Below are 22,216 nucleotides of genomic sequence, written 5' to 3'. Positions count from 1 at the left end.
CCCGTGCCCGGCTCAGCCGGTCAGACGGGACCCAGCCAGACCGTGGTGGCGTTGCAGAACTCCCGGATGCCGTGGCCGGCCAGCTCCCGGCCGTAGCCGGAGCGCTTGACCCCGCCGAAGGGCAGGGCGGGGTGCGAGGCGGTCATGCCGTTGAAGAAGACGCCGCCCGCCTCGATGTCGCGTACGCACCGCTCCTGCTCGGCCGGGTCGGTGGTCCACACGTTGGAACTCAGGCCGAACGGGGTGTCGTTGGCCAGCGCCACCGCCTCCTCCAGGCTGTCCACCCGGTACACGGTGGCGACCGGTCCGAAGGCCTCCTCGCGGTGGATCCGCATCGCGGAGGTGATCCCGGTGAGCACGGTCGGCGGGTAGTACCAGCCCCGGCCGAGGGGCTCCTCGGGCCGGTCGCCGCCGCACTCGGCGACGGCGCCGAGTGCGAGCGCGTCGGAGACCAGGGCGGACAGCTCGTCCCGCCCCTGCCGGGTGGCGAGCGGGCCGATGTCGGTGTCCGGCTCCATCGGGTCGCCCATCCGCAGTGCGCCCATCGCCTTGGCGAACTCGCCGGTGAACCGGGGGTAGACGTCCGAGTGCACGATGAACCGCTTCGCCGCGATGCAGGACTGCCCGTTGTTCTGGACACGGGCCCGGACGGCGGTCCGGACGGCGGCGTCCAGGTCCGCGCTGGGCAGCACCACGAACGGGTCGCTGCCGCCCAGCTCCAGTACGGTCTTCTTCAGCTCGTCGCCCGCCACGGCCGCGACCGAGCGGCCGGCCGGCTCGCTGCCGGTGAGGGTCACGGCCGCCACCCGGCGGTCCCGGATCACGGAGGCGACCGCGCCCGAGCCGATCAGCAGGGCCTGGAAGCAGCCCTCGGGCGCCCCGGCCCGGCGGAACACCTCCTCCAGGGCCAGCGCGGTCCGCGGCACGTTGGAGGCGTGCTTGAGCAGGCCCACATTGCCCGCCATCAGCGCGGGTGCCGCGAAGCGCACCACCTGCCAGAGCGGGAAGTTCCACGGCATGACGGCCAGCACCACCCCGAGCGGGCGGTAGCGGACGTACGCGGCCGTCGCACCGGAGTCGGCGACGTCCTCCTCGGCGGGCCGCTCGTCCGCGATCAGGGCCGCGCCGTGGTCGGCGTACCAGCGCAGGGCCCGCGCGCACTTGGCGGTCTCGGCGGCGGCCTGGGGCAGCGGCTTGCCCATCTCGGTGGTCATGGTGCGGGCCAGCCGGTCCCGGTCGGCGTCCAGCACCTGGGCGGCCCGGCGCAGCAGCTGGGAGCGGAACTCGAAGGCGGTGGTCCGGTACTCCCGGAAGGCGGCGTAGGCCCTGGCCAGGCGCAGTTCCAGCTCGTGTGGGCTCAGCGCTTCGAAGGTCTCCAGCGTCTCGCCGGTCGCGGGGTTCACGGTTGCGATGGGCATGGCCTCACTCCGGGTGTGCCTCGGCGCGGGCGGCGGCGTCCCGGGCCCGCGCGCCGGTCCTGGTCCGCCCGGCGATCACCTGGCGGAGCGGGAACCGCCGCAGGTACTCGGCCTCCAGCTGGCCGGTGCGCAGGGTGTGGCGCTGCAGCGCCTCCTCGGAGCCGTACAGGAAGGTCTCGTGGCGGGTGCGGTGCAGCTGGGAGAGCTCGCGCAGCAGGACGTCCGTCTCCAGGTCCAGTGGAGGGATGCCCTCGGACCGGTGCTGCGGAGTGTGGGGATCATGCATGGCCGTTCCTCCTTGGCCCCCCGGACGAGCTTGACCCCCCGGACGCCCCCTGACCGGACGCCGTACCGGTAGCCGTGGCGGCTCGCCGGAAGGATCCCCCGGACGGAGTCCCCGACGGGTCGCCGAACGGATGCTTCCGAAGCCCGAAGCCCGAAGCCCCGGGTGAGCCGCGGAGAACCGGTTTCCCCGGCTGCCCCACCGGGCAGGCCCGGCACATGGATCCCGTTCAGGCGCTTGAGCGGATCGCCTTTCTGCTGGAGCGCGAGCAGTCCTCGACCTCTCGGGCGCGGGCCTTCGGGCACGCCGCCGAGGCCGCCTCGGCCCGGCTCGCGGCCGAGCCCGATGTCTCCACTCTGGCTGCTCGGGCCGCCGCTCTCAAGGCCATCGCTCCGACCACGGCCCGGGTGATCGCCGAGGCCGCCGCCCGCCGCACCCCCGGGCCCCGGTGGTGAACCCGGTGCCCGCCCTCCCGGACCCCAGCGCCACCGTCACCGAGATCGAGGGGCGGCGGCTGAAGCTGACCCACCTCGACCGCGTCTACTACCCGGAGACCGGCTGGACCAAGGCGGCCGCTCTGCAGTACTACCTGAAGGCCGCCGACCTGCTGCTGCCCCACCTCGCCGGTCGGCCCGCCTCCTTCCTGCGGCTGCCCGAAGGCGTCACCGGCGAGCGGTTCTGGGCCAAACGGGTGCCGCCCGGCGCCCCGGACTGGCTCGCCACCCTCGACGTCGAACACCGCGAGGAGACCCTGCGGCACGTCGTCGTGGCCGACCTGCCCACCCTGCTGTGGGCGGTCAACCTCGGCGCACTGGAGATCCACGTCCCGCAGTGGCGGCAGAGCCCGGCCGAACACGACCGGCTGATCATCGACCTCGACCCCGGTCCCGGTACCACCATCGTGGACTGCTGCGCCATCGCCCTGCTCGCCCGCCGCGAACTCGCCGCCGACGGCCTCACCGCCTGGCCCAAGACCTCCGGCGCCAAGGGGCTCCACCTGGTGGTACCGCTGCGCCCGGTGCCGGAGCGGACCGCGGTCGACTACGCCCGACGGCTCGCCGCCGCGCTGCGCGCCCACCGGCCCGACCTGGTGGTGGACCGGATGGACAGGTCGCTGCGCACCGGCCGGGTCTTCGTCGACTGGTCGCAGAACAGCAGCTCCAAGACCACGGTGGCCCCGTACTCGCTGCGCGCCGGACCCCGGCCCGCCGTGTCCGCCCCGCTCACCTGGACCGCCGTCCGCAACTGCCGCAGCCCCGAGGACCTCTGGCTCACCCCGGACCAGGTGCTCGCCCGCCCCCGTGACCCGATGTCGGGCCTCACGGATCCGGCCAGGGCGGGTGAACTTCCGCGCTGACCGGGTGAGTTCGGCGGTCCGCGCGGCCGGTTGGGGCGAGGGCCGGGCCGGTTCCCCGCGTCGCCGAATCGTGATCTTGCCGATCCGCCTGCGGAGATCGCCGGAAGTGGGCAGAATCGAGGCCATGTCATCGTTCCTCGAGTTCGCCTTCACTGACGGCACGTCAGTCATGCTGCACGCCTTTCCCGCCGCGGAGAAGGCGGCGGAGCCCGAGTCGGAGCCGGCCCCGTACGGGAGCCTGCCGCCCGGCATGGCGGGCGGCCGCGCGGTGGGGCGGGGCGCCGAGGATGAGTCACAGGAGGACGGCGAGCGGCGGGCCGGGCGGGTGACCAGGCTCGCGCACGGCTCGCTGCGGGCGGCCCTTCGCCCGCTGGTCCCGCTGCTGCAGGAGGTGCACGACACCGTGGCCGGGGTGCCGGACCGTCCGGACACGGTGTCGGTCGAGTTCGGCGTGCGGTTCGGCACCGACCTCAAGCTGGCCGTGGTGGGCGGCAGCGGGGAGTCCAGCCTGAAGGTCTCGGCGACCTGGCAGCTTCCGCCGCAGCCCGCCGCCGGTGGTGCCGACCCGACCGGCGCCGCGTCGCTCGGTCCGGACACCCCGCCGACCGTGCCCTCCGCGCGGTAGCCGGGGGCATGGTCTGGTCCGGACATGAGGCGTACGCGGCCGAGCAGGCGCTGCTCGACTCCTACGCCTCGGTACTCGACGCGTGCACCGGAGAGGTGTCCGGCGGGGCGGTGCTCCTGGCGGAGCAGTCGGTGCTCACCTGCGCCCACGTGGTCAACATGGCACTGCGCCGGAAGGGCTTCGACCCCGGCCATCCGGGACCGGTGACACTGCGGGTCTCCTTCCGCGGCGGGACCGTCGAGGGTGAACTCGCCTCCTGGATACCGCCGCGCACGGCCGAGGGCGGGCGGGTGCCCGAGGGAGCCGTCGGCTGGCAGGGCGACCTGGCGGTGCTCCGGCTGGCCACGGCCCCGCCCGCCGGGGTCAGGCCGCAGCGCTGGGGCCGGATGTCCAGGCGGCAGAAGGTCCGCGCCTGGTACGGCAGCGGGCTCGCGATGTCATACGTGGACACCCGGGTCCAGTACGCCGGCCCGGACGTCTACTACCTGGACGTCGAGGCGGGCGGCGGGCCGGTCATCGGCCCCGGCTACAGCGGCGGGCCGCTCTGGTCGCCGGACGACGAGGCGGTGGTCGGGCTGGTGGTCGGCCAACTCCGCTCCGCCGAAGGCACGGTGGGGCGCGGATTCCACGACCGGAGCTTCGCCATCTCCTGGCAGCGCATCACGGAGGAGCTGAACCGCTCCCTGGGTCCCGAGGCGGTGGCAGCGCTGCTCCCGCCCGCCGGGCCCGGCGGCCTCGGCGGAGCCGGCGAGCACCCGGTGGACGGTCCGCTGCAACGCCGACTCGCCATGCTGGTACGCCAGTTCCTGTCCGGCGCGGACGGCGTGGACCACTCCGCGCGGTTCGTCGCCCGGGAGTGCGGGCGGCATGTCCCCGCGGGCTGGCGGCCCGACGCGGACGCCCTCGCGTACCTGCTCGCCACCGAACCGCGCGGCCTGGCGGCCCTGGTGGAGCACCTCGGGGCCCGGCACCCGGGCGCGGCGGAGTTCCTGGCCGCCGGACGGTCGACCGGCCTGGCCGCCCTGCTCTCACCGGGAGAGCACGGCTGGCTGCGCGCCATCCTCGCGGACACCGACCCGGCCGCACTCGCCAGGGCGGTCGGCCGGGCGGCCCCCGAGATCCGGATACCGCCCGAACTCCTGCTCCCCGCGGCCGGACCGGCGACCGGCGGCGAAGCCGTGCCCCACCGGGAGGACACCGGCCGGCGGGCGGTGGACGGACTGATCGCGCAGCTGGAGCGCCACACCGGAGGCTACTCGGTGGACCAGCCGGGAGTACTCCGCGTGCCACCGCTGCTGCGCGCGGTCGAGTACCGCGCCGCCTGGGCCGACCGGGTCCAGGAGCCCCAGCGCGGCGCCGAGCTGCGCTCCTGGAGCGGACGGGTGGCCGCCCGGCTGGGCATCAGCCCCGACGTGCTGGACGAGTACCGGGCCGCCGCCGCCCTCTGGGCCCTGCACCCCTCGGCCCCCGCGGACGCCGCCACGGCGGGCCCCCGGATAGCCGTGAGCCTCACCCGCTACGAGTACTCCGGCCAGGGCGGGGACGGCAGCTTCCGCTGCACCGCCTGGGCCGACAACGGGGACCGGGTACTGCGCCCCGTCCCCGCCTCCGCGCCCGGGCCGCTGGCCCCGAACGAGGTCGCCAGATTCATCCGGACCGTCCTGGCCACCTGGGACGACGACCTGCCCGCCGAACCGGCCGCCGAGGACCCGCTGGTGGAGATCTTCCTCGACGAACCCGAGCTCGGCCTGCCGGTCGAGGGCTGGGACAGCGCCGACCCGCAGGACCGGTACGCCGACGCCGAACCCCTCGGCATCGCCTACCGGATGGTGGTCCGGCTGGCCGGGGAACTCCCCCCGGTCCAGGCCAAGGAGCGCGCCAAGCGCCTGCGCCGCCGCTGGCAGTACCTGGAGACGGCGGACGTGCTGCACCTGGACGAGCGCTGCCAGGAGCGGCGGCACGTCACCGGTGCGGTGCAGCGCGAGCAGCAGGCGGCCAGGGTGGTCCTGCGCACCTTCGACCGGGCCCGCCGCACCGCCTTCGCCGCCGACTGCCTGCGGCTCGGCGTCCCCGTGGTGCTCTGGGACCGGAAGGCCCAGGCCGCGCAGGCGGCCGAGGAGTTCGAACCGCTCGCACCGGACGGCCCCGCCCCCGGCCTGCCCGAACGGGTCCGCCGCTACCGGGCCGAGGTCTTCGCCGACCGCTCCCACCCGCTGCGGCCCGTGCTCGCCTGGGAGGACCCGAGCCGGCCGCCACCGCCCGTGCTCGAACTCGGCGACCCGGACGACCTGTACGACGACTACCTCGCGGAGGACAGCGAATGACGAGGGACGGCGAACGATGAGCCAGTACCACCCGGCCGACACCCCGGACACCCCCGCCGGCCCGCCGCCCGACTGGTGGCTGTTCCGCGGCGACAACCGGGCCAGGACACCCGTCATGCCCCCGGCCCCGCCCTGGCGCAGCTTCGGCCGCACCCCCGACGGCGCGCCCGTCCGCCGCTACCTGATCGACCGGGCCGAGACCGACATCGTCAACGCCGCACTCCACCTGCGCCGTCCGCTGCTGGTCACCGGCCACCCGGGCACCGGCAAGTCCTCCCTGGCCCATGCCATCGCGCACGAACTCAGCCTCGGCGAGGTGCTGCACTGGCCGGTGAACAGCCGCTCCACCCTCCAGGACGCCCTCTACCGCTACGACGCCATCGGCCGGCTGCGCGAGAGCACCCTGCTCCGCGAGGGCACCCTGCTCCGCGAGGGCACCCTGCTCCGCGAGGGCACCCTGCTGCGCGAGGGCACCCCCGCGCAGGAACGCGGCCGCGCCGAGCCGGACATCGGCAGCTTCGTCCGCCTCGGGCCGCTCGGCACCGCGCTGGTCCCGGCCGAGCGCCCCCGCGTCCTGCTGGTGGACGAACTCGACAAGGGCGACGTGGACCTCCCGAACGACCTGCTCACCGCCTTCGAGGACGGTGCCTTCGAGATCCCCGAACTCGCCCGGCTGCCCGAGGCGGAGGCCGAGGCGGACGTGCTCACCGCCGACGGCGGCGGCCACCGCACCCGGGTGGTCCGCGGGCGGATCCGGTGCACCGAGTTCCCGATCGTGGTGATCACCAGCAACGGCGAACGCGACTTCCCGCCCGCCTTCCTGCGCCGCTGCCTGCGCCTCGACCTGCCCGACCCGGACGAGGCCCGGCTGCGCAGCATCGTCGCCGCCCACCTCGGCCCCGAGGCGCTCGACGGTGCCGAGGACGTACTGCGCGGCTTCCTGGACCGGCGCGCCGAAGGGGAGTTGGCCACCGACCAGCTGCTCAACGCCGTCTTCCTGCGCAAGGGTGGCGTCGGCCTGGACGCCGACGAGCTGCTCGACGCCGTGCTGCGCAGGCTCGGCGGAGCGGTCTGAGCGGGGCGGCGGTGGAACTCGGACCGGTGCTGGACGTGCTGGCGAGCGCGGGTGTCGAACTCGCCCCGGAGGAACTGCTCGACGCCCTCTGGCTGGCCGGCCGGCTGCCGACGGACCGGCAGGCCCCACTGGCCGGTGCGGCGCAACCCCGGCCGGAGCGGACGCGGCCGGCACCACCCGCCACCGCGCCCGCCCTCCCCGACCCGCGGCCGGACGCTGTCCCGGCCGTCCCCGCCGTTCCCGCCGTCCCCGCGCCCCGGGCCCGCCCGCTCTACGCCACCGACCGGCCGGCGGTGGGGCAGCCTGCCGCCACTACCCGGCGGCAGGCGGTACGGGTCCCCGAACTCCAGGGCCTGCCAGGCCAGTTGCCGCTCGGCCGGGCCCTGCGCCCACTCAAGCGGTACCGGCCAAGCCAGCGCCGTACGGAGATCGACGAGGCGGCCACGGTGGCCCTCACCGCCGACGGCGGAGTACTGGACGTGGCCCTCCGCCCGGTACGGGAACGCTGGCTGCGCTGCGACCTGGTGGTGGACGACGGCATCTCGATGCTGCTCTGGCAGCGGACGGTGACCGATCTGCGGCTGCTGCTGGAACGCAGCGGCGCCTTCCGGGACGTACGGGTCCACGGGCTGCGAACCCGTGGGCAGGGCGGGACCCGCCTGGTGCGCAGCCCGTACGGAGCCGAGCCGAAGGGCGAGCTCGACCCCGCACTGCTCGCGGACCCCACCGGTGAGACCCTCTTCCTGCTCTTCAGCGACGGCGCGGGGGCGGCCTGGCGGGACGGCCGGATGCACACCGTGCTGCGGCGGTGGGGAAGTTCGGGACCGACCGCGGTGCTGCACGCCCTCCCGCGCCGGATGTGGCCGGGGACCGGCCTGGCCGCCGGGCAGGCCGTGGTCCAGGTTCCGTACCCGGGCGCGCGCAACGCGGACTGGCGGACCGCCCCGGGGGCCGGGAGCGGCCTGCCGGTCCCGGTGCTGGACCTCACCCCGGCGTGCCTGACGGACTTCTCCCGGTTCCTCACCGCGACCGGCGGCGAGGCCCGGCTGCCGCTCTGGGAACCGCGCTTCACGGCGGCCCGCGCCGACCGGAGGGCCACCCGCCGGCCGGACCCGGACACCGCCTTCCGGCTCCGCCTCGACCGCTTCCAGCGTGCGGCCTCCCCCGAAGCACACCGCCTCGCCGCCCACCTCGCCGCCCGCGCACCGGTCACCGTGCCGGTGATGCGACTGGTCCAGGCCACCCTGCTCGGCACCACCGACGCCGTCCCGCTCGCCGAGGTGGTCCTCGGCGGCCTGCTGCGCCCCACCGCTCCCGCCGCCGGGCGACCCGCCGTCCACCGGGCGTTCGACTTCCCCGGACCGGTCAAGGACGTACTGCTGGACTCGGTGCCGACCGCCGAACTGCTCGACGTCAGCCGGCAGGTGGGCAGGCTGCTCGACGACCTGGTCGGCCGCTCGGCGGACTTCCCGAGCTGGCTCGACACCGGGGACGGTGCGCGGGCGGGCGCGGCGGACACCCCGTTCGCCTGGGCCGGCCGGACCCTGCTGCACCGCCTCGGCGTCCGCGCCCCGGCGGAGGAGGGGCCCGCGGACGAGGGGCCGGCGGGGGCGGGGCCGGCCGGGCACACGGACGGACTCCCGCCGCTCGCCGCCGCCCTGGCGGCGACGGGCCGGCTGCTGCCGCCCCAGCCGGGGGATCCGCGCGCCGCGGGCCCGTACCGGGTGCTGGGACGGTGGGCCGCCGAGGACCGGGCGTACCTGGGCACCGACGGCGAGGGGGAGGTGGTGCGCCTCAGGATCCCCCCGGACCGGCAGAGCCACCGCATCCGGCTGATCCGGGCCGAGGCCCGGAACCTGCGCAGCGTCGGCACCCGCTACGCCCCGAAGGTGATCGCGGTCGGACCGGACGAATCCGAGGCCTGGCTGGCCACCACCGTCCCGCTCACCCCGGCCGGGCGGCCCGCGCCGACCCTGCGCGAGTTCGTCCGGGTCTGCGGGCCGCTGATGGGCTCGCCTCCGCTGCTGCTGCACCACCTGGCCTTCCATCTGGCCCTCGCACTGCGGCGGGTGCTGGACAACGGGATCGCCCCGGTCCGCCTCGACGTCGACGGCATCGTCATCACCGGGGACGCACCGGTGATCCTGGACTGGCGGGGGGAGGCGGCCGTCTCCCGCCTGCTCAGTGACGAGCGGTCCTGGAGCGCCGTGTTCCGCACCCGGCCCCAGGGCGTGGCGAGCAGGCTGGTGTACGCCCTGGGGCAGGTGCTCTACTACTGCGCGACCGGACGGGAGAACAGCCGGCCGACCGGTCGGCTGGACGACTACCGGATCTTCTGGGGCGAGGCGGCGGGCAGGCCGACGGCGGAGGAGCGCAGGTGGCTCACCCTGGTCGCGCACTGCCTGCGCGAGGACGCGAACGCGAGGCCCGGTCTCGACTGGCTGGTCTCGGACTTCCGGGCCCACCTGCTGCCCGGCTCCGAGGAGAACGGCCTGACCCCCTGGATGCCCCAGCGCGGGCGCGCCCTGCTGAACGGCCACCGGTCGGCCGGGCCCAGGCCCTCGACCGCCCCCGACGGCGGGACCGGAGTCCGGGCGGCGCAGCCCGGCCGGGCCCGGGAGTCCGGCATCGGCCTCGAAGCGCCGCCGCCCCCCGCGCGGTTCCACCGGATCGCCGTGCTGGCGGCGACCGAGGGGAGCGGACTCGCCACCACCGCGGTCCTGCTCGGCGGGGCGCTCGCCGGTTCCACCGGCCGACCGGTCGTGGCACTGGACTCCGGCCGGGGCGCCGACGCGCTGAGCGCGTTCGGACAGCGGATGGTGCCCGACGGGCTGCGCCGGCTGGCCGAAGCGGAGGCCGGGCCCGAGTGGGCGGCGCTGCGGGAGTACCTGAGCCCCGGCCCGGACGGGGTGCACATCCTCGGCGGGGGCGGCAACTACCTCGGGCTGACCGGGGAGCAGTACCGGAAGGTCCTGGGGGTGCTGCGGCGGTACTACGGCACGACGATCACCACCTGCCTGGCGCGCCCGCTCGACCTCCATACCCGCCAGGTCCTGGACGCCGCCGACCAACTGGTGTTCGTGGACAGCGCGGACCGGGGCCTGGGGAACGCGACCGCCCTGCTGTACCAGCTCCACGAGGCGGGTTACCAGGAGCTCGCCCGGTCCAGCGTGCTGGCGGCGGTGCACACCTCACCCGCCTTCGCCCGGCGCGAGGAGGGCTGGCCGCGCTTCGTGGCCGACGCTTTCCGGGAGATCGTCACGATCCCCTACGACGAGGGCGTGCGGGCGGCCGGCCCCCGCGGCCCGCTGGTCCTCTCCGCGGCCACCCGGTCCGCCTTCGACCGGCTGGCCGACCTGGTCGGCACCGGCTGAACCCACGCCGGCAGAAAGCGCCGTGGCCCGGGGAGGAACCCGGGCCACGGCGCTCTCGGCGGACGGAGGACCGTCAGATCAGGGTCCGCCAGTAGTACCAGAACCTGTTCAGGATCAGCAGCGCGATCACCGCGTACCAGAGCACCGGCACCGCCCAGTGGTAGCGGGCCGCCTCCCGGACCACCGGCTTCAGGCCGCGCGGCACCGGGATCACACCGCTGCGCAGGTTGTGCAGGGTGGTGTACCAGAACATCGCGATCGTGGCCGTCCAGACCACGATGCAGTACGGGCAGAGCGCGCCGATGGAGTACAGGGTCTGGGTCATCAGCCAGGTGACGAAGCCGACCCCGAAGACCGTGCCCGCCTGCAGGCCGAGCCAGAACCACCGCTGGTAGGTCGCCCCGGCCAGGATCCCGACGCCGATGGTGATCACCACGCCGAAGGCCGCCAGGCCGATCAGCGAGTTGGGGAAGCCGAAGACCGCCGCCTGGGCGCTGCGCATCACCGAGCCGCAGCTGATGATCGGGTTGATGTTGCAGCTGGGGACGTAGGACGGGTCCTGGAAGATCCGGATCTTGTCCAGGGTCAGCTCGATCGAGGCGGCCAGCCCGATCGCGCCGGTGACCACCAGCAGCCAGGCCAGTCTGCGGCCGGCGGGGACGATCTCGGTACGCGGCATCGGCTCAGCCCGCCGATACGGTCTGCTGGACCAGGGTCTGGAACTGCGCGGAGCTGATCGGGTTGCCGCCGTTGTCGAAGACGTTCAGCGTCTTGCCGTCCAGCATCAGCGTCGGCGTGCCGTTGACACCGCTGTCGTTGAACGCCTGGGAGACCTTGGCGGCCCAGGGGGCGTAGGTGCCGTCCTTGACGGCCTTGACGAAGGCGTCCGTCTTCAGACCGGGGACCTTCCCGGCCAGGTCGAGCAGGTGGTTGACGTCGCCGAAGCCGTCGGTCTGCTCGTTCGGCTGGTTCGCGTAGAGCACGTCGTGGAACTGCTTGAACTTGTCCGTGCCCTCGTTCAGCGCGGCCCCGGCCGCGGCCAGCGCGTTGTGCGAGCCCTTCCCGCCGAGGTTGGCGTCCAGGAAGGTGGCCAGGTGGTACTCGATCTTGTAGGTGCCGTTGTCCGCGAGCTGCTGGATGGTCTTGCCGTTGGTGGTCTCCAGCCGCTCGCAGATCGGGCAGCGGAAGTCCTCGTAGATCTTGAGGGTGTGCTTGGCGTCGGCCTTGCCGTAGGTGATCACGGTGCCGTCGGGGCCGGAGGTGTTGGCGGGGGCCACCACCGGGCCCGAGGCCGCGTGGTCACCGCCGCTGCCGCCGCTCACCGCGACCGCCACGCCGGCCGCCAGCGCCACCACGACGGCGGCGGACACGCCGATCACGATCCGGCGGCGCGTCTTCTCGGCCTTCTGCTCGGCTACGCGCTGCTCCCGCAGGCGCTCGGTGGCGGACTTGTTCGCCTTCTTCTGCTGGTTGCTCATGATGCTGCGGGTTCCTGTCTCACGCGGTCCGGACACGGCTGGGCGCGACCCGGCTCGGTGCCGGGTGCGGCGGGGCCTGCGTGAGGTACGGGACGGTGCTCAGCAGGCCGGCGCGAAGGCCGGCGGCCCCCGGCGGACGGCGGGGCGGAGCAGTACGGGCTCGGCCGGGATCCGCTCGCGGCTGGCGCGCGGGATCAGCAGCCGCAGCACCGGCCGGGACCGGAGCGGGGCCTGCAGCCGCAGCACCCGCCAGGTACCGGCGAGCAGTTCGCGCAGCGCCCGGGCCACCGTGGCCTGACCGCGCAGCGCCCGCTCGCTCTGCCACAGCCACCAGGAGGCGAGGACCGCGAGCAGGACGTGCCCGAGCAGTACGGACAGCCCGCCCACCGAGGTCACCGTGGCGGCCGGGTCGGTGAGGAAACCGCCGACCGAGCCGCCGCCGCAGATCAGCTCCTCGAGGCTGCTGCGGCTGGCGTGCAGGGCGGCCTCGCCGCCCGGGCAGGTGGCCTGGCCGAGGTCGAACAGGGCGTTGACCGCCAGCTCGGCCGGGAGGAAGAGGGCCAGGGTCCGGCCGAAGCCGCGCTCGGCGCCGGAACAGACGAACGCGACCAGGAAGGTCGCCAGCGCACCACCGCCGAGGACGGTGACCGGCAGCGGCCGGCCGCTCAGCACCACCTGGCTGAGCGCAGCCAGCAGCACGACCAGGGCGGCGAAGACCGCTGCCCGGATCGTCCGCGATGCCTGGCCGGTGGTGTGCATGACCCCCGAGTCTGCCACGGACGGGTGTCGGTACGGAATAAGGCTTCGGCAGCCCGGGACGTTCGGCCCACCCGCTCGCCCGGAGGACGTTCCGCCGCCGTGCCGGGCCGGGTACGCGGCCCGGCGGGCCCCGGGGCTAGCGCAGCGGTGGGAGCAGCGCGCGGGCATGCCGCCCGACCCGGTCGAGGGCGTCGATCATCGCGGTGAGCTCCTCGGGCGGCAGCGCCGCGTACAGCTGCCGGTCGGCCTCGCCGACGTGGGCGCGGGCGGCTCGCACCAGCGCGGCCTCGCCCTGCTCGGTCAGCGAGACCAGCTGGACCCTGCGGTCGTCCGGGGACGGCCGGCGCTCCACCAGTTCGGCCTTGACCATCCGGTCGACCAGACGGGTCGCACCGCCGCTGGTGACGACGAGCCGGCCGGAGAGCTCGCTCATCGGGGCGCCCCCGGGCCGTTCGGCCAGGATCAGCAGGACCTCGAACATCGAGTGGCTGATCCCGGCCTCGCGCTGGATCGCGGTGCCGAGCTGGTGCTCCAGCAGGGCGGAGGCGCTCAGCAGGACCCCGACCGCCCTGATCCGGGGGTCGGCGGCGGCCTGCGCCCCGCTGCTGATCTGCTGCTCCGCCACCGCGAGCCCTCCCTGGTCGATCGAACTGATGCCCGGCCCAATCGTCCCGGCCGGCCGTGTCGGCCGTCCAATCCTGAACCGGTCACCGGCCGGGCGGAAGGGTGTCCGAGCCCTCACGGCCGGATCGCGGCGCTCACCTTCGCGGTGTCCGCGAACAGCTCGGAGCGGGCCGTGACGGCGGGAGCCGTGGCGGTGAGCGGGGTGGCGGCCGGGTCCGTCGTCAGTCCCACGCCAGCTCGCCCTTGGCGACCCTGGGGCCGATCTCGGCCGCGATCACCATGCCCGCGCCCGGGTAGCGCTCGACCAGCTCCTGGGTGAGGGTGGCGCCGTCGGCCGCCGCCGGGAGCATCGTCTCGAAGGCCAGCAGGTAGTCGCGGGTCCAGGCGATGGCACTGGGGTCGGCGGCCGCGCCGGGCAGCCGGTGGCCGGGGACGACCAGGCGCGGATCCAGCTCCTCCATCTCGTTCAGCTGCTCGATCCAGGCGGTGCGCTGCTCCACCCGGGGTGTGTCGGCCGTCCAGACGTGCTCCTGCTGGAAGACCAGGACGCCGCCGAGCACCGCACGGTGCTCCGCCTGCCAGAGGTAGTGGCGGTCGGGCAGCGCCGGGGCCCCGCCCATCAGCCGGAAGCGGTGGCCTTCCAGGAAGAGGTCGCCGGCCAGCGGCTCCAGCTCGACCAGCCGGGTCGGCCGGTTGGCGCCCAGAACCTCCCAGGCCTTCAGCTTCCCTTCGAACCCGGCGAGGATGTGGCTGATCACCGGCGCGGTGGCGACCAGCCGGGCGGCGGGGAAGGCGTCGGCGAGGACCTCGGCACCCCAGTAGTAGTCGGGGTCGCCGTGACTGACGAAGACCGTGGTCAGCTCCTTGCCCGAGTCCAGTACCTCGGCCACCAGCCGGTGGCCGTCGGCCCGGGTGAAGCCGGTGTCGACCAGCAGCGCCTCGCGCTCGCCGGTGACCAGGGTGGCGGTCTTGTTCCTGCTGCCGACCGGGAAGTCCAGGTCGACGACCTTGAAGTCGAGGGTGCTCATCGGGAATCTCCTGGGGTGGTGGTGATCACGGGTGGCGCGCGCACCGGGGGACCGCCCGCGGGGGCCGAGGGGCGTGCCGGGGGCCGCGCGTCCCCGGCGGTCCGCCCGCGCGGCTCCCGTACGTCGTGCCGGCGCTTCCGGCGGCGGACGAGGTCCCAGTGCCCCGGGTGGTCGCCCGGGTCACAGTGCCGCGAGGCGGCGGTCGACCTCGTCGGCCGTGGCGTGGCCGACGGCCAGCACGGTGGCCTGGCGGCCGTCCACGGCGAGCAGGGTGGGGAAGGCCTCGACGCCGAGCCGGCCGGAGCGGCGGAAGTCGGCGGCGGCGTCGGCCCCGGCTGCGGGGGACTCGAAGTGGCGGACGACCGCCTCGGCGTCCAGGCCGGCGGCCGCGGCGACCTTCCGGTAGGTGGCCGGGTCGGAGAGGCTCAGGCCGTCCCGGTAGAAGGCTTCCTGGAGGTCGGCGGCCAGCTCGACGGCCCGGGCGGGTGCGGCCGAGCGCAGGGCGGCGAAGCCGCGCGCGGCGTCCTCGGAGTCCATCACGAACGAGCCGTCGGCTATCAGCCGCTCGTACGCCGGGCCGAACTCGACGCCGGTCAGCTCGGCTATCCGGGCGTTCGCGCCCTGGACGTAGCCGAACTCGCGGATCGGCACCCGGCGGGACCCGGTGAACAGGCCGCCGGAGACCACCTCGACCGGGAGCTCGGGGTGGCGGTCGGCGACGGCGGCCATGGTGCGGGCGAAGCCGTAGGACCAGCCGCAGTAGGCGTCGAGGACGTAGACGAGCTGCATGGGGGTACCTGCCTTGTCGGAAGGGGTGCGGGCGATTTCGAACCGAATCGTCTGACGTAACAGTAACTGACTAGTCAGGTATTTCCGGAGGACGGGGCTCCGTAGGATTGCCCGATGCCGATACCCAAAGCTGAGCTGCACCTGCACATCGAAGGCACCCTGGAGCCGGAGCTGGCCTTCGCCCTGGCCGAGCGCAACGGCGTCGACCTGCCCTTCGCGGACGTGGACGGGCTGCGCGCCGCCTACCGCTTCGACGACCTGCAGTCCTTCCTCGACCTGTACTACCGGCTGATGGACGTGCTGCACACCGCTCAGGACTTCACCGACCTGGCCGACGCGTACCTGGCCCGCGCCCGGGCCCAGGGGGTGCGGCACGCCGAGATCTTCTTCGATCCGCAGGCGCACACCGCCCGGGGCGTGGCGATCGACACCGTCGTCACCGGGCTCGCCGCCGCGCTGGAGCGCGCCGAGGAACGGTACGGCATCACCACCCGGCTGATCATGTGCTTCCTGCGCGACCAGCCGGCCTCCGCCGCGCTGGCCACCCTGGAGTCGGCGCGACCCCACCTGGACAGGATCACCGCCGTCGGTCTGGACTCCGCCGAGGTCGGCAACCCGCCGTCCAAGTTCACCGAGGTCTACGAGCGGGCCCGCGAGCTGGGTCTGCGCGCCGTCGCCCACGCGGGCGAGGAGGGCCCCGCCTCCTACGTCCGGGAGGCGCTGGACCTGCTGAAGGTGGAGCGGATCGACCACGGGCTGCGCGCGATGGAGGACCCGGAGCTGGTCGAGCGCCTGGTCCGGGAGCGGATCCCGCTCACCCTCTGCCCGTTCTCCAACGTGCGGCTGCGCTGCATCGACAGCCTCGCCGACCACCCGCTGCGGCGGATGCTGGACGCCGGGCTGGTCGCCACCGTCAACTCGGACGACCCCGCCTACTTCGGCGGTTACGTCGACCACAACCTCACCGAGACCGCCGCCGTCCTCGGGCTCACCGAGGAGCAGGTCCGCACGCTGGCCCGGAACTCCTTCGAGGCGTCCTTCCTGGACGAGCCGACCCGCGCCCGCTACCTCGCCGAGGTGGACGCGTACCGGTTCTGATCACGGCACGGGGGCCACGGCGGCCGCACGGCCTCACCGCAGCCGTACGACGGCGGCGGCCCCGTGGAACTCGGTGTGCTCCTCCCTGCGCTGGCTGCCGAAGGAGGAGGCGATCTCCCCGGTCAGCCCGAGCACCAGGAACAGGGTGACCAGGAACTTGGCCGGGCCGCCCAGCAGCAGGGGCCGCGTGGCGGAGTGCGCTCCCTGCGGGGCGTGAACGGGAGGCTGGTCGCCGAACAGCCGCTTGGGATAGGCGGAGGTGAGCAGCAGGAGGTAGGCGCGCAGCCGCATCCCGAAGCGCAGGGTCGCGGCGGTCGCCTCGAACAGCGGGCGCGGCATGCGCCCGAGGACCAGCACCAGCAGCCAGAAGAAGAACGCCAGGATGTACCAGCCGGAGGTGACCAGGCTCGCCACGACGGCCGCCGGGATGACCAGCAGCAGCCGGAAGAACACGGCCAGGCGGTTGAGCGGCCCGGCCCGCAGTCCCAGCTGGACCGGGTAGTCGGGGGGAGCGTCGAGGGTGAACGGCGGGTACCGGTCGACCAGCAGCATGGTGCTGGCGTCCACCCTGGTGGAGTAGCCCAGGTACCCGGCCAGGAACCGGTGCACCGGCCCCGGCAGTCTGCCGAGGGCCAGGGCGGCGAACCAGCCGAGCACGACCATGACCAGGGCCGCGATCGCCAGCAGGAAGACCACGATGTACTGCGGGATCAGCAGCAGCAGTCGCAGCAGCACGGTCAGCCTGCGCTGCCGACCGGGCTCGGGGATGTCGAGGGCGGGCAGCCATTCCACGGGGGCGTTGCCAGGGAGGGTCCATCCGGTGCTGGTCACGGCAGTCCTCCTCGGAACCGTGTTCTCCGGCGCTGACTCCATGATGTCGGCAGCGTCGGCCGACAGCATCCGTACGGTGCGCGGCCGGGCCCGGAGGCCTCCCGGGGCGGGAGCGCCTGGGCCCTGGGCCGGTGGACCCTGGACCGGGGCCGCTCAGAACAGGGTGTCCTGGGTGCCCGGCGCCTCGGGGCGGCGGCGCGGGCGGAGGTCCAGGCCCGGGCCCGCCGGGAGGTCGGTGGCGGACAGCGCCCAGCCGGCCAGTCGGCGGGTGTCCAGCAGCAGCGGCACGCCGTCGGGCTGGTCGAGGAAGAGGTGGCGGCCGATCGGGCGGCGCAGGGTGCCGGAGAGCACCGCGCCGTCCGACACCCCGGCGACCTCGCGGTACTCGGCGGGTGCGCCGTCCGCGAGGCCGAACAGCTCGACGTGGTCGGTGATCCCGCCGCCCGGGAAGCACTCGATGCGCTGGTGGCCGGCCAGCAGGCGCAGCGCCTCACCGCGCGAGGCGGCCAGGTCGTCGTGGCGCCGCCGGGGGCCGGGCAGCCGCCACCAGCCCTCGGTCTTCGTCCGGCTGCGGTACCGCTCACGGGCCAACCCGGCGCCGGAGAGCGTGAGTTCGGCGCGGCGGATGCCGGGCAGCGGTCCGCGCGCCAGGAAGGTGAAGGCGAGCGCGCCCTGCTCCAGCAGGCGGTTGGTGCCGCGCTCCTCGGCGGTCAGGCCGACCTTGAGCAGCCCGGTGCCGAGCCAGGCGAGGTAGAGGCGGTAGGTGCGGCCGTCGTCCAGGATCTGGTCGCGGGCGAGGGCGAGGCCCAGGTCCGCCCGCTGGCAGGTCGGGCACTGGACGGCGGCGCCGTCAGGGTCGATGAGCGCGTTGTGCGGGCAGGGGCGGCGCTGCGGTTCGCCGGGGAGCCGGACGCCCGTGCAGCGGCGGGGGCCGGTGAGCAGCCAGCCGATCCGGTCGCCAGGGGTGACCGGGCGCTCGTGCTCGCGCTCGCCGTTGCGCGCACTCAGGTAGGCGCGGCCGTCGTGCCAGTGCAGCCCGCTCGCGGTCCACCCCGCCGTCTCCCTCACCCCGCCAACGCTACCCGGCCCTGCCGTCGCCCCGGCACCGGGCTCCGGGGCCTCCCGCACGGACCCCGCGCCCCGGGCGGCCGAGGCGGGCCGGCGGCACGCGGGTTCTCACAGGCGCCCGGCGGAGGGGGAGTCGGAGGTGAGCCGCCCGGCCAGGTAGACCGGGACGACGGAGAGCAGCATCAGGACGGCGGCGACCACGTTGACCACGGGCGCCTGGTTGGGGCGGGCCAGGTTGGAGAAGATCCAGATCGGCAGGGTCTGCACTCCGGGGCCGGCGGTGAAGGTGGTCACCACGATCTCGTCGAAGGAGAGCGCGAAGGCCAGCAGCCCGCCCGCCACCAGGGCGCTGCGCACCAGCGGGAAGGTGACCAGCCGGAAGGTCTGGAAGGTGTCGGCGCCCAGGTCCATCGAGGCCTCCTCCAGCGAGGCCTGGCCGCGCCGCAGCCTGGCGACCACGTTGTTGAAGACCACCACGATGCAGAAGGTGGCGTGCCCGATCACCACCGTCACCATCCCGAGGCCGATCCCGAGCGGCCCGAGTACCGTCCGGAAGGCCGTGTTGAGCGCGATGCCGGTGACGATGCCCGGCAGTGCGATCGGCAGCACCACCAGGAAGGACACCGCCTCCCGGCCGAAGAACCGGTGCCGGTGCACGGCGAACGCCGCCAGGGTGCCCAGCACCAGTGCGATCGCGGTGGCGCCGAGCCCGGCTCCGACCGAGGTCCACAGCGCCTGCCGCGCACCGGAGTCGGACCAGGCGTCGGCCCACCAGCGCAGGGTGAGACCGGTGGGCGGCCAGCCGAAGGTGCGGTCCGCGTTGACGGAGTCGACCAGCACCAGCAGCAGCGGCAGGTAGATCACCCCGAACCCGGCGAACGCGATCACGCGTACCGCGATCCGGGCGGTTCTGGACAGGTGCACGGTGGGACCACCGCCGATCAGAGCGAGTCGAGGGCACCGCTGCGCCGGACGGCGAGCAGGTAGAGCACGATCACCAGCACCGGCACGGTGGCGAGGGCCGCCGCGAGGGGCAGGTTCAGCGTGATGTTCGCGTAGACCAGGTTGCCGATCAGCTGGGTCTTGCCGCCGACGATCTGTACGGCGATGTAGTCGCCCAGGCTGAGCGAGAAGGTGAACACCGAGCCCGCCGCCACCGAGGGCAGCACCAGCGGCAGCACCACCGAGCGGAAGGTCCGCCAGGTGCCGGCGCCGAGGTCGGCGGAGGCGTCCAGCACCGCGGCCGGGATCTGTTCGAGCCCGGTGTAGACCGGCAGGATCATGTACGGCAGCCACAGGTAGGCCAGCACCACGACGGTCGCGGTCAGCCCGTATCCGGGGGAGTGCAGGCCGAGCGGGCCGCCCGCCCAGTCCAGCAGCCCGCCCTCGGTCAGGATGCCGCGCCAGGCGTACGTCTTGACCAGGTAGCTCGCCCAGAGCGGGGTGAGCACCGCGACCACCAGCAGCGGACGCACCCGCGGCCGGGCGACGCGGGCCATGTAGAAGGCGACCGGGAAGGCGATGACCGCGTCCAGCACGGTGACGGCGACCGCGGTGCCGAGGCTGCGCAGCGCGACCTGCCGGTAGACCCCGGTGCTGAACAGCTGCCGGAAGTTGTCCAGGTTCCAGACCTTGACCACATCCGAGGTGAACGGGTCGGTGGTCCACAGCGCCGAGCAGAGCAGCACCGCGAGCGAGCCCAGGTACGCCACCAGCAGCCAGGCCGCCGGGGCGCCGAGCAGCAGGGCGAGCCGCAGCCGGGGCCGCCGGTGCAGGCCGCCGGCCAGGCGCTGTGCGGTGGTCGGTGCACTCACGGTCAGCCCTTGACCGCGGCCCACGCCTGCACCCACTGCGCGTACGGGACGCACTTGGTGTCGGTGCGGCCGTCCAGGCACTGCGGGACGGGGGTGGCCCAGAAGTGCACCCTGTTCCAGTAGGCGGTGTCGCCGGCGTGGTAGGTGGTGCAGAAGTTCCTGTCGGCGGTCTCCCGGCAGGCGAGCTGGTTGGCCGGGGCCTCGCCGAAGTACTCGGCGACCTGGGCGTTGACCTTGGGGGAGGTGATCCAGTTCAGCCACCGGTAGGCGCAGCTCGGGTGCTTGGCCTTCGCGTAGACCATCCAGGTGTCGGCCCAGCCGGTGGCGCCCTCGGCGGGCAGCACGGTGGCCACCGGCGCGCCCTCGCCGACGGCGGTGTTCGCCACGACCTGCCAGGAGCTGCCGATGACGGTGGTTCCGGACTTGAGCGCGGAGGCGGCCTTCAGGTAGTCGCTCCAGTACTCGCCGATGTTCCTGTTCTGCTGCTTCAGCAGCGCCACCGCGGCGTCGAACTGCTGCTGGTCCAGCGCGTACGGGTCCTTGATGCCCAGCTGCGGCCTGGCGGACATCAGGTAGACGGCGGCGTCGGCCAGGTAGATCGGCGAGTCGTAGGCCGAAATGTGCTTGGCGTACGGCGAGTTGGCCTCGAAGACCGAACTCCACGAGGTGGGTGCCGGTTTGACCCTGTCGGTGCGGTAGGCGAGCAGGTTGGCGCCGTAGCCGTGCGGGATGCCGTAGGCGACACCGTTCACGGAGTTCCACTTCCGCATCTTCTGGGTCGGCGAGATGTCCTGGTAGTTGGTGAGCAGCGCGGTGTTGACGGGCGCCACGTCACCGGAGGCGATCAGGCGCAGCGAGGCGTCTCCGGAGGCGGAGACCGCGTCGTACTCGCCGGTCTTGATCAGGCTGACCATCTCGTCGGAGGTCCCGGCGATCTTCGTGTTGACCTGGCAGCCGGTCTGCTTCTGGAAGGGCGTGACCCAGTCCGCCTTGGGGTCGTTGGAGCCGTTCTCGGCGTAGCCGGCCCAGGCGATCAGGTTGAGGCTGCCCTCGCCCGGGCCGATGGACTTCAGGGCCTCCAGCTTCGGCGGGTTCAGCCCGCCGCTGCCGCCGCCGGTCGAGCCGGAACAGGCGACGGCCAGGGCCAGGGCGCCCAGGGCCGCGGCTGCTCGCAGGGTCCGAGTGGTGCTGCGCATGATCGGGCTCCGTTCGGTGCGGTGCGGTCAGTCGGCCTGGGACACCTGGTAGTTGTGGGTGCGCTGCCAGAGCAGGGTGACTCGGGAGCCGGGCGCGGCCGGGTCGGCGGTGCCCGGCGGCCCGAGGACGGTGAGGCGTCCGCCGCCGTCGAGGTCGACCAGCAGCCGGGTGGAGTGGCCGAGGTAGCCGTGCTCGGCGACCACGCCCTCGGCGGCGCACTGGCCGGGGCCGGGCGCGGTGCCGGCGGGCGCGACGAGGATCCGCTCGGGGCGGATGCTGTGGGTGCCGCCGGTGCCCAGCAGGCGCCGGGACTCCTGCTCGCCGAGCAGGTTGGAGGTGCCGACGAAGGAGGCGGTGAAGGCGGTGGCGGGCTGCTCGTACACCTCGGCGGGGGAGCCGGCCTGCTCGATCCGGCCCTGGCGGAAGACCGCTATCCGGTCGCTGAGCGCCAGCGCCTCGCCCTGGTCGTGGGTGACCAGTACGAAGGTGATGCCCACCGAGCGCTGGATCTGCCGCAGTTCGACCTGCATCTGCTCGCGCAGCTTGAGGTCGAGCGCGCCCAGCGGCTCGTCCAGCAGCAGCACCTTGGGCCGGACCACCAGCGCCCGCGCCAGCGCCACCCGCTGCCGCTGGCCGCCGGAGAGCTCGCCGGGGCGGCGGCCCTCGAAGCCCTCCAGTCGGACGCTGCGCAGGGCCTGCCGCACCCGCTCGGCGCGCTCGGCCCTGGGCACCCGGCGGACCCGCAGACCGTACTCGACGTTCCGGGCGACCGTCATGTGCGGGAAGAGCGCGTAGTCCTGGAAGACCGTGGTGACGTCCCGCTCGAACGGGGCGAGCCGGGTGACATCGGTGCCGCCGAGGTGGACGGTGCCCGCGCTCGGGGTCTCGAAGCCCGCGATCAGCCGTAACACGGTGGTCTTGCCCGAACCGGACGGGCCGAGCATCGAGAAGAACTCACCGTCGGGGATCTCCAGATCGACCCCGGCCACCGCCTCCGTGCCGCTGAACGACTTCCGTAGGCCCACAAGGCGGATGGCGGGCGCGGTGACAGCCTGCTGACTGCTCGTCATGCCC

The 22,216-nt window shown here is 74.2% G+C and carries 21 protein-coding genes; 7 read left to right on the top strand and 14 right to left on the bottom strand.

What is annotated here, in order from left to right:
- Positions 1–20: 20 nt before the first annotated feature.
- Together ACSMTC_RS08305 and ACSMTC_RS08300 are read right to left on the bottom strand one after the other, a co-directional pair.
- Positions 21–1,418, bottom strand: a complete 1,398-nt coding sequence (locus ACSMTC_RS08305; protein ID WP_436559004.1) for an NADP-dependent succinic semialdehyde dehydrogenase — start codon at positions 1,416–1,418, stop codon at positions 21–23.
- A 4-nt stretch (positions 1,419–1,422) separates the two neighbouring features.
- On the bottom strand, positions 1,423–1,704 hold the full coding sequence (locus ACSMTC_RS08300) for a DUF6158 family protein (RefSeq protein ID WP_436559003.1): 282 nt from the start codon (positions 1,702–1,704) through the stop codon (positions 1,423–1,425).
- Between the two features lie 215 nt (positions 1,705–1,919).
- Here ACSMTC_RS08300 and ACSMTC_RS08295 point away from each other — a divergent pair, with 215 nt between their 5' ends.
- The 6 genes from ACSMTC_RS08295 to ACSMTC_RS08270 all read left to right on the top strand — a co-directional run bounded on the left by ACSMTC_RS08295 (position 1,920) and on the right by ACSMTC_RS08270 (position 10,456).
- Positions 1,920–2,156 carry a hypothetical protein gene (locus ACSMTC_RS08295; RefSeq protein ID WP_436559002.1) on the top strand — a complete coding sequence of 79 codons (237 nt, stop codon included), beginning with the start codon at positions 1,920–1,922 and terminating at the stop codon, positions 2,154–2,156.
- Between the two features lie 5 nt (positions 2,157–2,161).
- The gene (gene ligD / locus ACSMTC_RS08290) at positions 2,162–3,058 is read left to right on the top strand and encodes a non-homologous end-joining DNA ligase (protein WP_436559001.1); all 897 of its coding nucleotides are present in this window, start codon (positions 2,162–2,164) and stop codon (positions 3,056–3,058) included.
- 124 nt (positions 3,059–3,182) lie between these two features.
- Entirely contained in the window at positions 3,183–3,683 is a 501-nt protein-coding gene (locus ACSMTC_RS08285) for a CU044_2847 family protein (protein ID WP_436559000.1), read from the top strand.
- An 8-nt stretch (positions 3,684–3,691) separates the two neighbouring features.
- Positions 3,692–6,007 carry a VMAP-C domain-containing protein gene (locus tag ACSMTC_RS08280; RefSeq protein WP_436558999.1) on the top strand — a complete coding sequence of 772 codons (2,316 nt, stop codon included), beginning with the start codon at positions 3,692–3,694 and terminating at the stop codon, positions 6,005–6,007.
- Between the two features lie 16 nt (positions 6,008–6,023).
- Positions 6,024–7,082, top strand: a complete 1,059-nt coding sequence (locus tag ACSMTC_RS08275; RefSeq protein ID WP_436558998.1) for an AAA family ATPase — start codon at positions 6,024–6,026, stop codon at positions 7,080–7,082.
- A gap of 11 nt (positions 7,083–7,093) precedes the next feature.
- Positions 7,094–10,456, top strand: a complete 3,363-nt coding sequence (locus tag ACSMTC_RS08270; RefSeq protein WP_436558997.1) for an SAV_2336 N-terminal domain-related protein — start codon at positions 7,094–7,096, stop codon at positions 10,454–10,456.
- A gap of 73 nt (positions 10,457–10,529) precedes the next feature.
- Here the strand turns inward: ACSMTC_RS08270 and ACSMTC_RS08265 are convergent, their stop codons facing one another.
- The 6 genes from ACSMTC_RS08265 to ACSMTC_RS08240 form a co-directional block, all read right to left on the bottom strand.
- The gene (locus ACSMTC_RS08265) at positions 10,530–11,135 is read right to left on the bottom strand and encodes a vitamin K epoxide reductase family protein (protein WP_436558996.1); all 606 of its coding nucleotides are present in this window, start codon (positions 11,133–11,135) and stop codon (positions 10,530–10,532) included.
- 4 nt (positions 11,136–11,139) lie between these two features.
- Entirely contained in the window at positions 11,140–11,934 is a 795-nt protein-coding gene (locus tag ACSMTC_RS08260; RefSeq protein ID WP_436558995.1) for a DsbA family protein, read from the bottom strand.
- 99 nt (positions 11,935–12,033) lie between these two features.
- Positions 12,034–12,693 carry a hypothetical protein gene (locus tag ACSMTC_RS08255; protein ID WP_436558994.1) on the bottom strand — a complete coding sequence of 220 codons (660 nt, stop codon included), beginning with the start codon at positions 12,691–12,693 and terminating at the stop codon, positions 12,034–12,036.
- Between the two features lie 136 nt (positions 12,694–12,829).
- On the bottom strand, positions 12,830–13,318 hold the full coding sequence (locus ACSMTC_RS08250; RefSeq protein WP_436558993.1) for a MarR family winged helix-turn-helix transcriptional regulator: 489 nt from the start codon (positions 13,316–13,318) through the stop codon (positions 12,830–12,832).
- 220 nt (positions 13,319–13,538) lie between these two features.
- Complete coding sequence (locus tag ACSMTC_RS08245) at positions 13,539–14,345, bottom strand: MBL fold metallo-hydrolase (protein ID WP_436558992.1); 807 nt, start codon at positions 14,343–14,345, stop codon at positions 13,539–13,541.
- 180 nt (positions 14,346–14,525) lie between these two features.
- Positions 14,526–15,134 carry a DsbA family protein gene (locus ACSMTC_RS08240; protein ID WP_436558991.1) on the bottom strand — a complete coding sequence of 203 codons (609 nt, stop codon included), beginning with the start codon at positions 15,132–15,134 and terminating at the stop codon, positions 14,526–14,528.
- Positions 15,135–15,248: 114 nt separating this feature from the next.
- Here ACSMTC_RS08240 and ACSMTC_RS08235 point away from each other — a divergent pair, with 114 nt between their 5' ends.
- A complete protein-coding gene (locus ACSMTC_RS08235; RefSeq protein WP_436558990.1) occupies positions 15,249–16,232 on the top strand; it encodes an adenosine deaminase in 984 nt (327 codons plus the stop codon).
- Between the two features lie 33 nt (positions 16,233–16,265).
- On the opposite strand, the gene ACSMTC_RS08230 is transcribed toward ACSMTC_RS08235, so the two are convergent.
- The 6 genes from ACSMTC_RS08230 to ACSMTC_RS08205 form a co-directional block, all read right to left on the bottom strand.
- Positions 16,266–17,063, bottom strand: a complete 798-nt coding sequence (locus tag ACSMTC_RS08230) for a DUF4389 domain-containing protein (protein WP_436558989.1) — start codon at positions 17,061–17,063, stop codon at positions 16,266–16,268.
- 153 nt (positions 17,064–17,216) lie between these two features.
- On the bottom strand, positions 17,217–18,131 hold the full coding sequence (locus tag ACSMTC_RS08225) for a DUF2797 domain-containing protein (RefSeq protein ID WP_436558988.1): 915 nt from the start codon (positions 18,129–18,131) through the stop codon (positions 17,217–17,219).
- 108 nt (positions 18,132–18,239) lie between these two features.
- Positions 18,240–19,055 (bottom strand): ABC transporter permease, encoded by an 816-nt coding sequence (locus ACSMTC_RS08220; RefSeq protein WP_436558987.1) that lies wholly within the window; start codon positions 19,053–19,055, stop codon positions 18,240–18,242.
- Positions 19,056–19,072: 17 nt separating this feature from the next.
- Positions 19,073–19,951: an ABC transporter permease gene (locus tag ACSMTC_RS08215; RefSeq protein WP_436564623.1), complete on the bottom strand. Its 879-nt coding sequence runs from the start codon at positions 19,949–19,951 to the stop codon at positions 19,073–19,075.
- On the bottom strand, positions 19,948–21,141 hold the full coding sequence (locus tag ACSMTC_RS08210) for an ABC transporter substrate-binding protein (RefSeq protein ID WP_436558986.1): 1,194 nt from the start codon (positions 21,139–21,141) through the stop codon (positions 19,948–19,950). The genes ACSMTC_RS08215 and ACSMTC_RS08210 overlap by 4 nt, the downstream gene beginning before the upstream one ends.
- A 27-nt stretch (positions 21,142–21,168) precedes the next feature.
- The gene (locus tag ACSMTC_RS08205) at positions 21,169–22,212 is read right to left on the bottom strand and encodes an ABC transporter ATP-binding protein (RefSeq protein WP_436558985.1); all 1,044 of its coding nucleotides are present in this window, start codon (positions 22,210–22,212) and stop codon (positions 21,169–21,171) included.
- Between the last annotated feature and the right edge of the window lie 4 nt (positions 22,213–22,216).

This window comes from Kitasatospora sp. HPM-01-4 (assembly GCF_051374625.1).
Taxonomy (GTDB): domain Bacteria; phylum Actinomycetota; class Actinomycetes; order Streptomycetales; family Streptomycetaceae; genus Kitasatospora.
The sequence above is the reverse complement of the archived record's forward strand: the minus strand, read 5'-3'. Positions and strand labels throughout refer to the sequence as shown.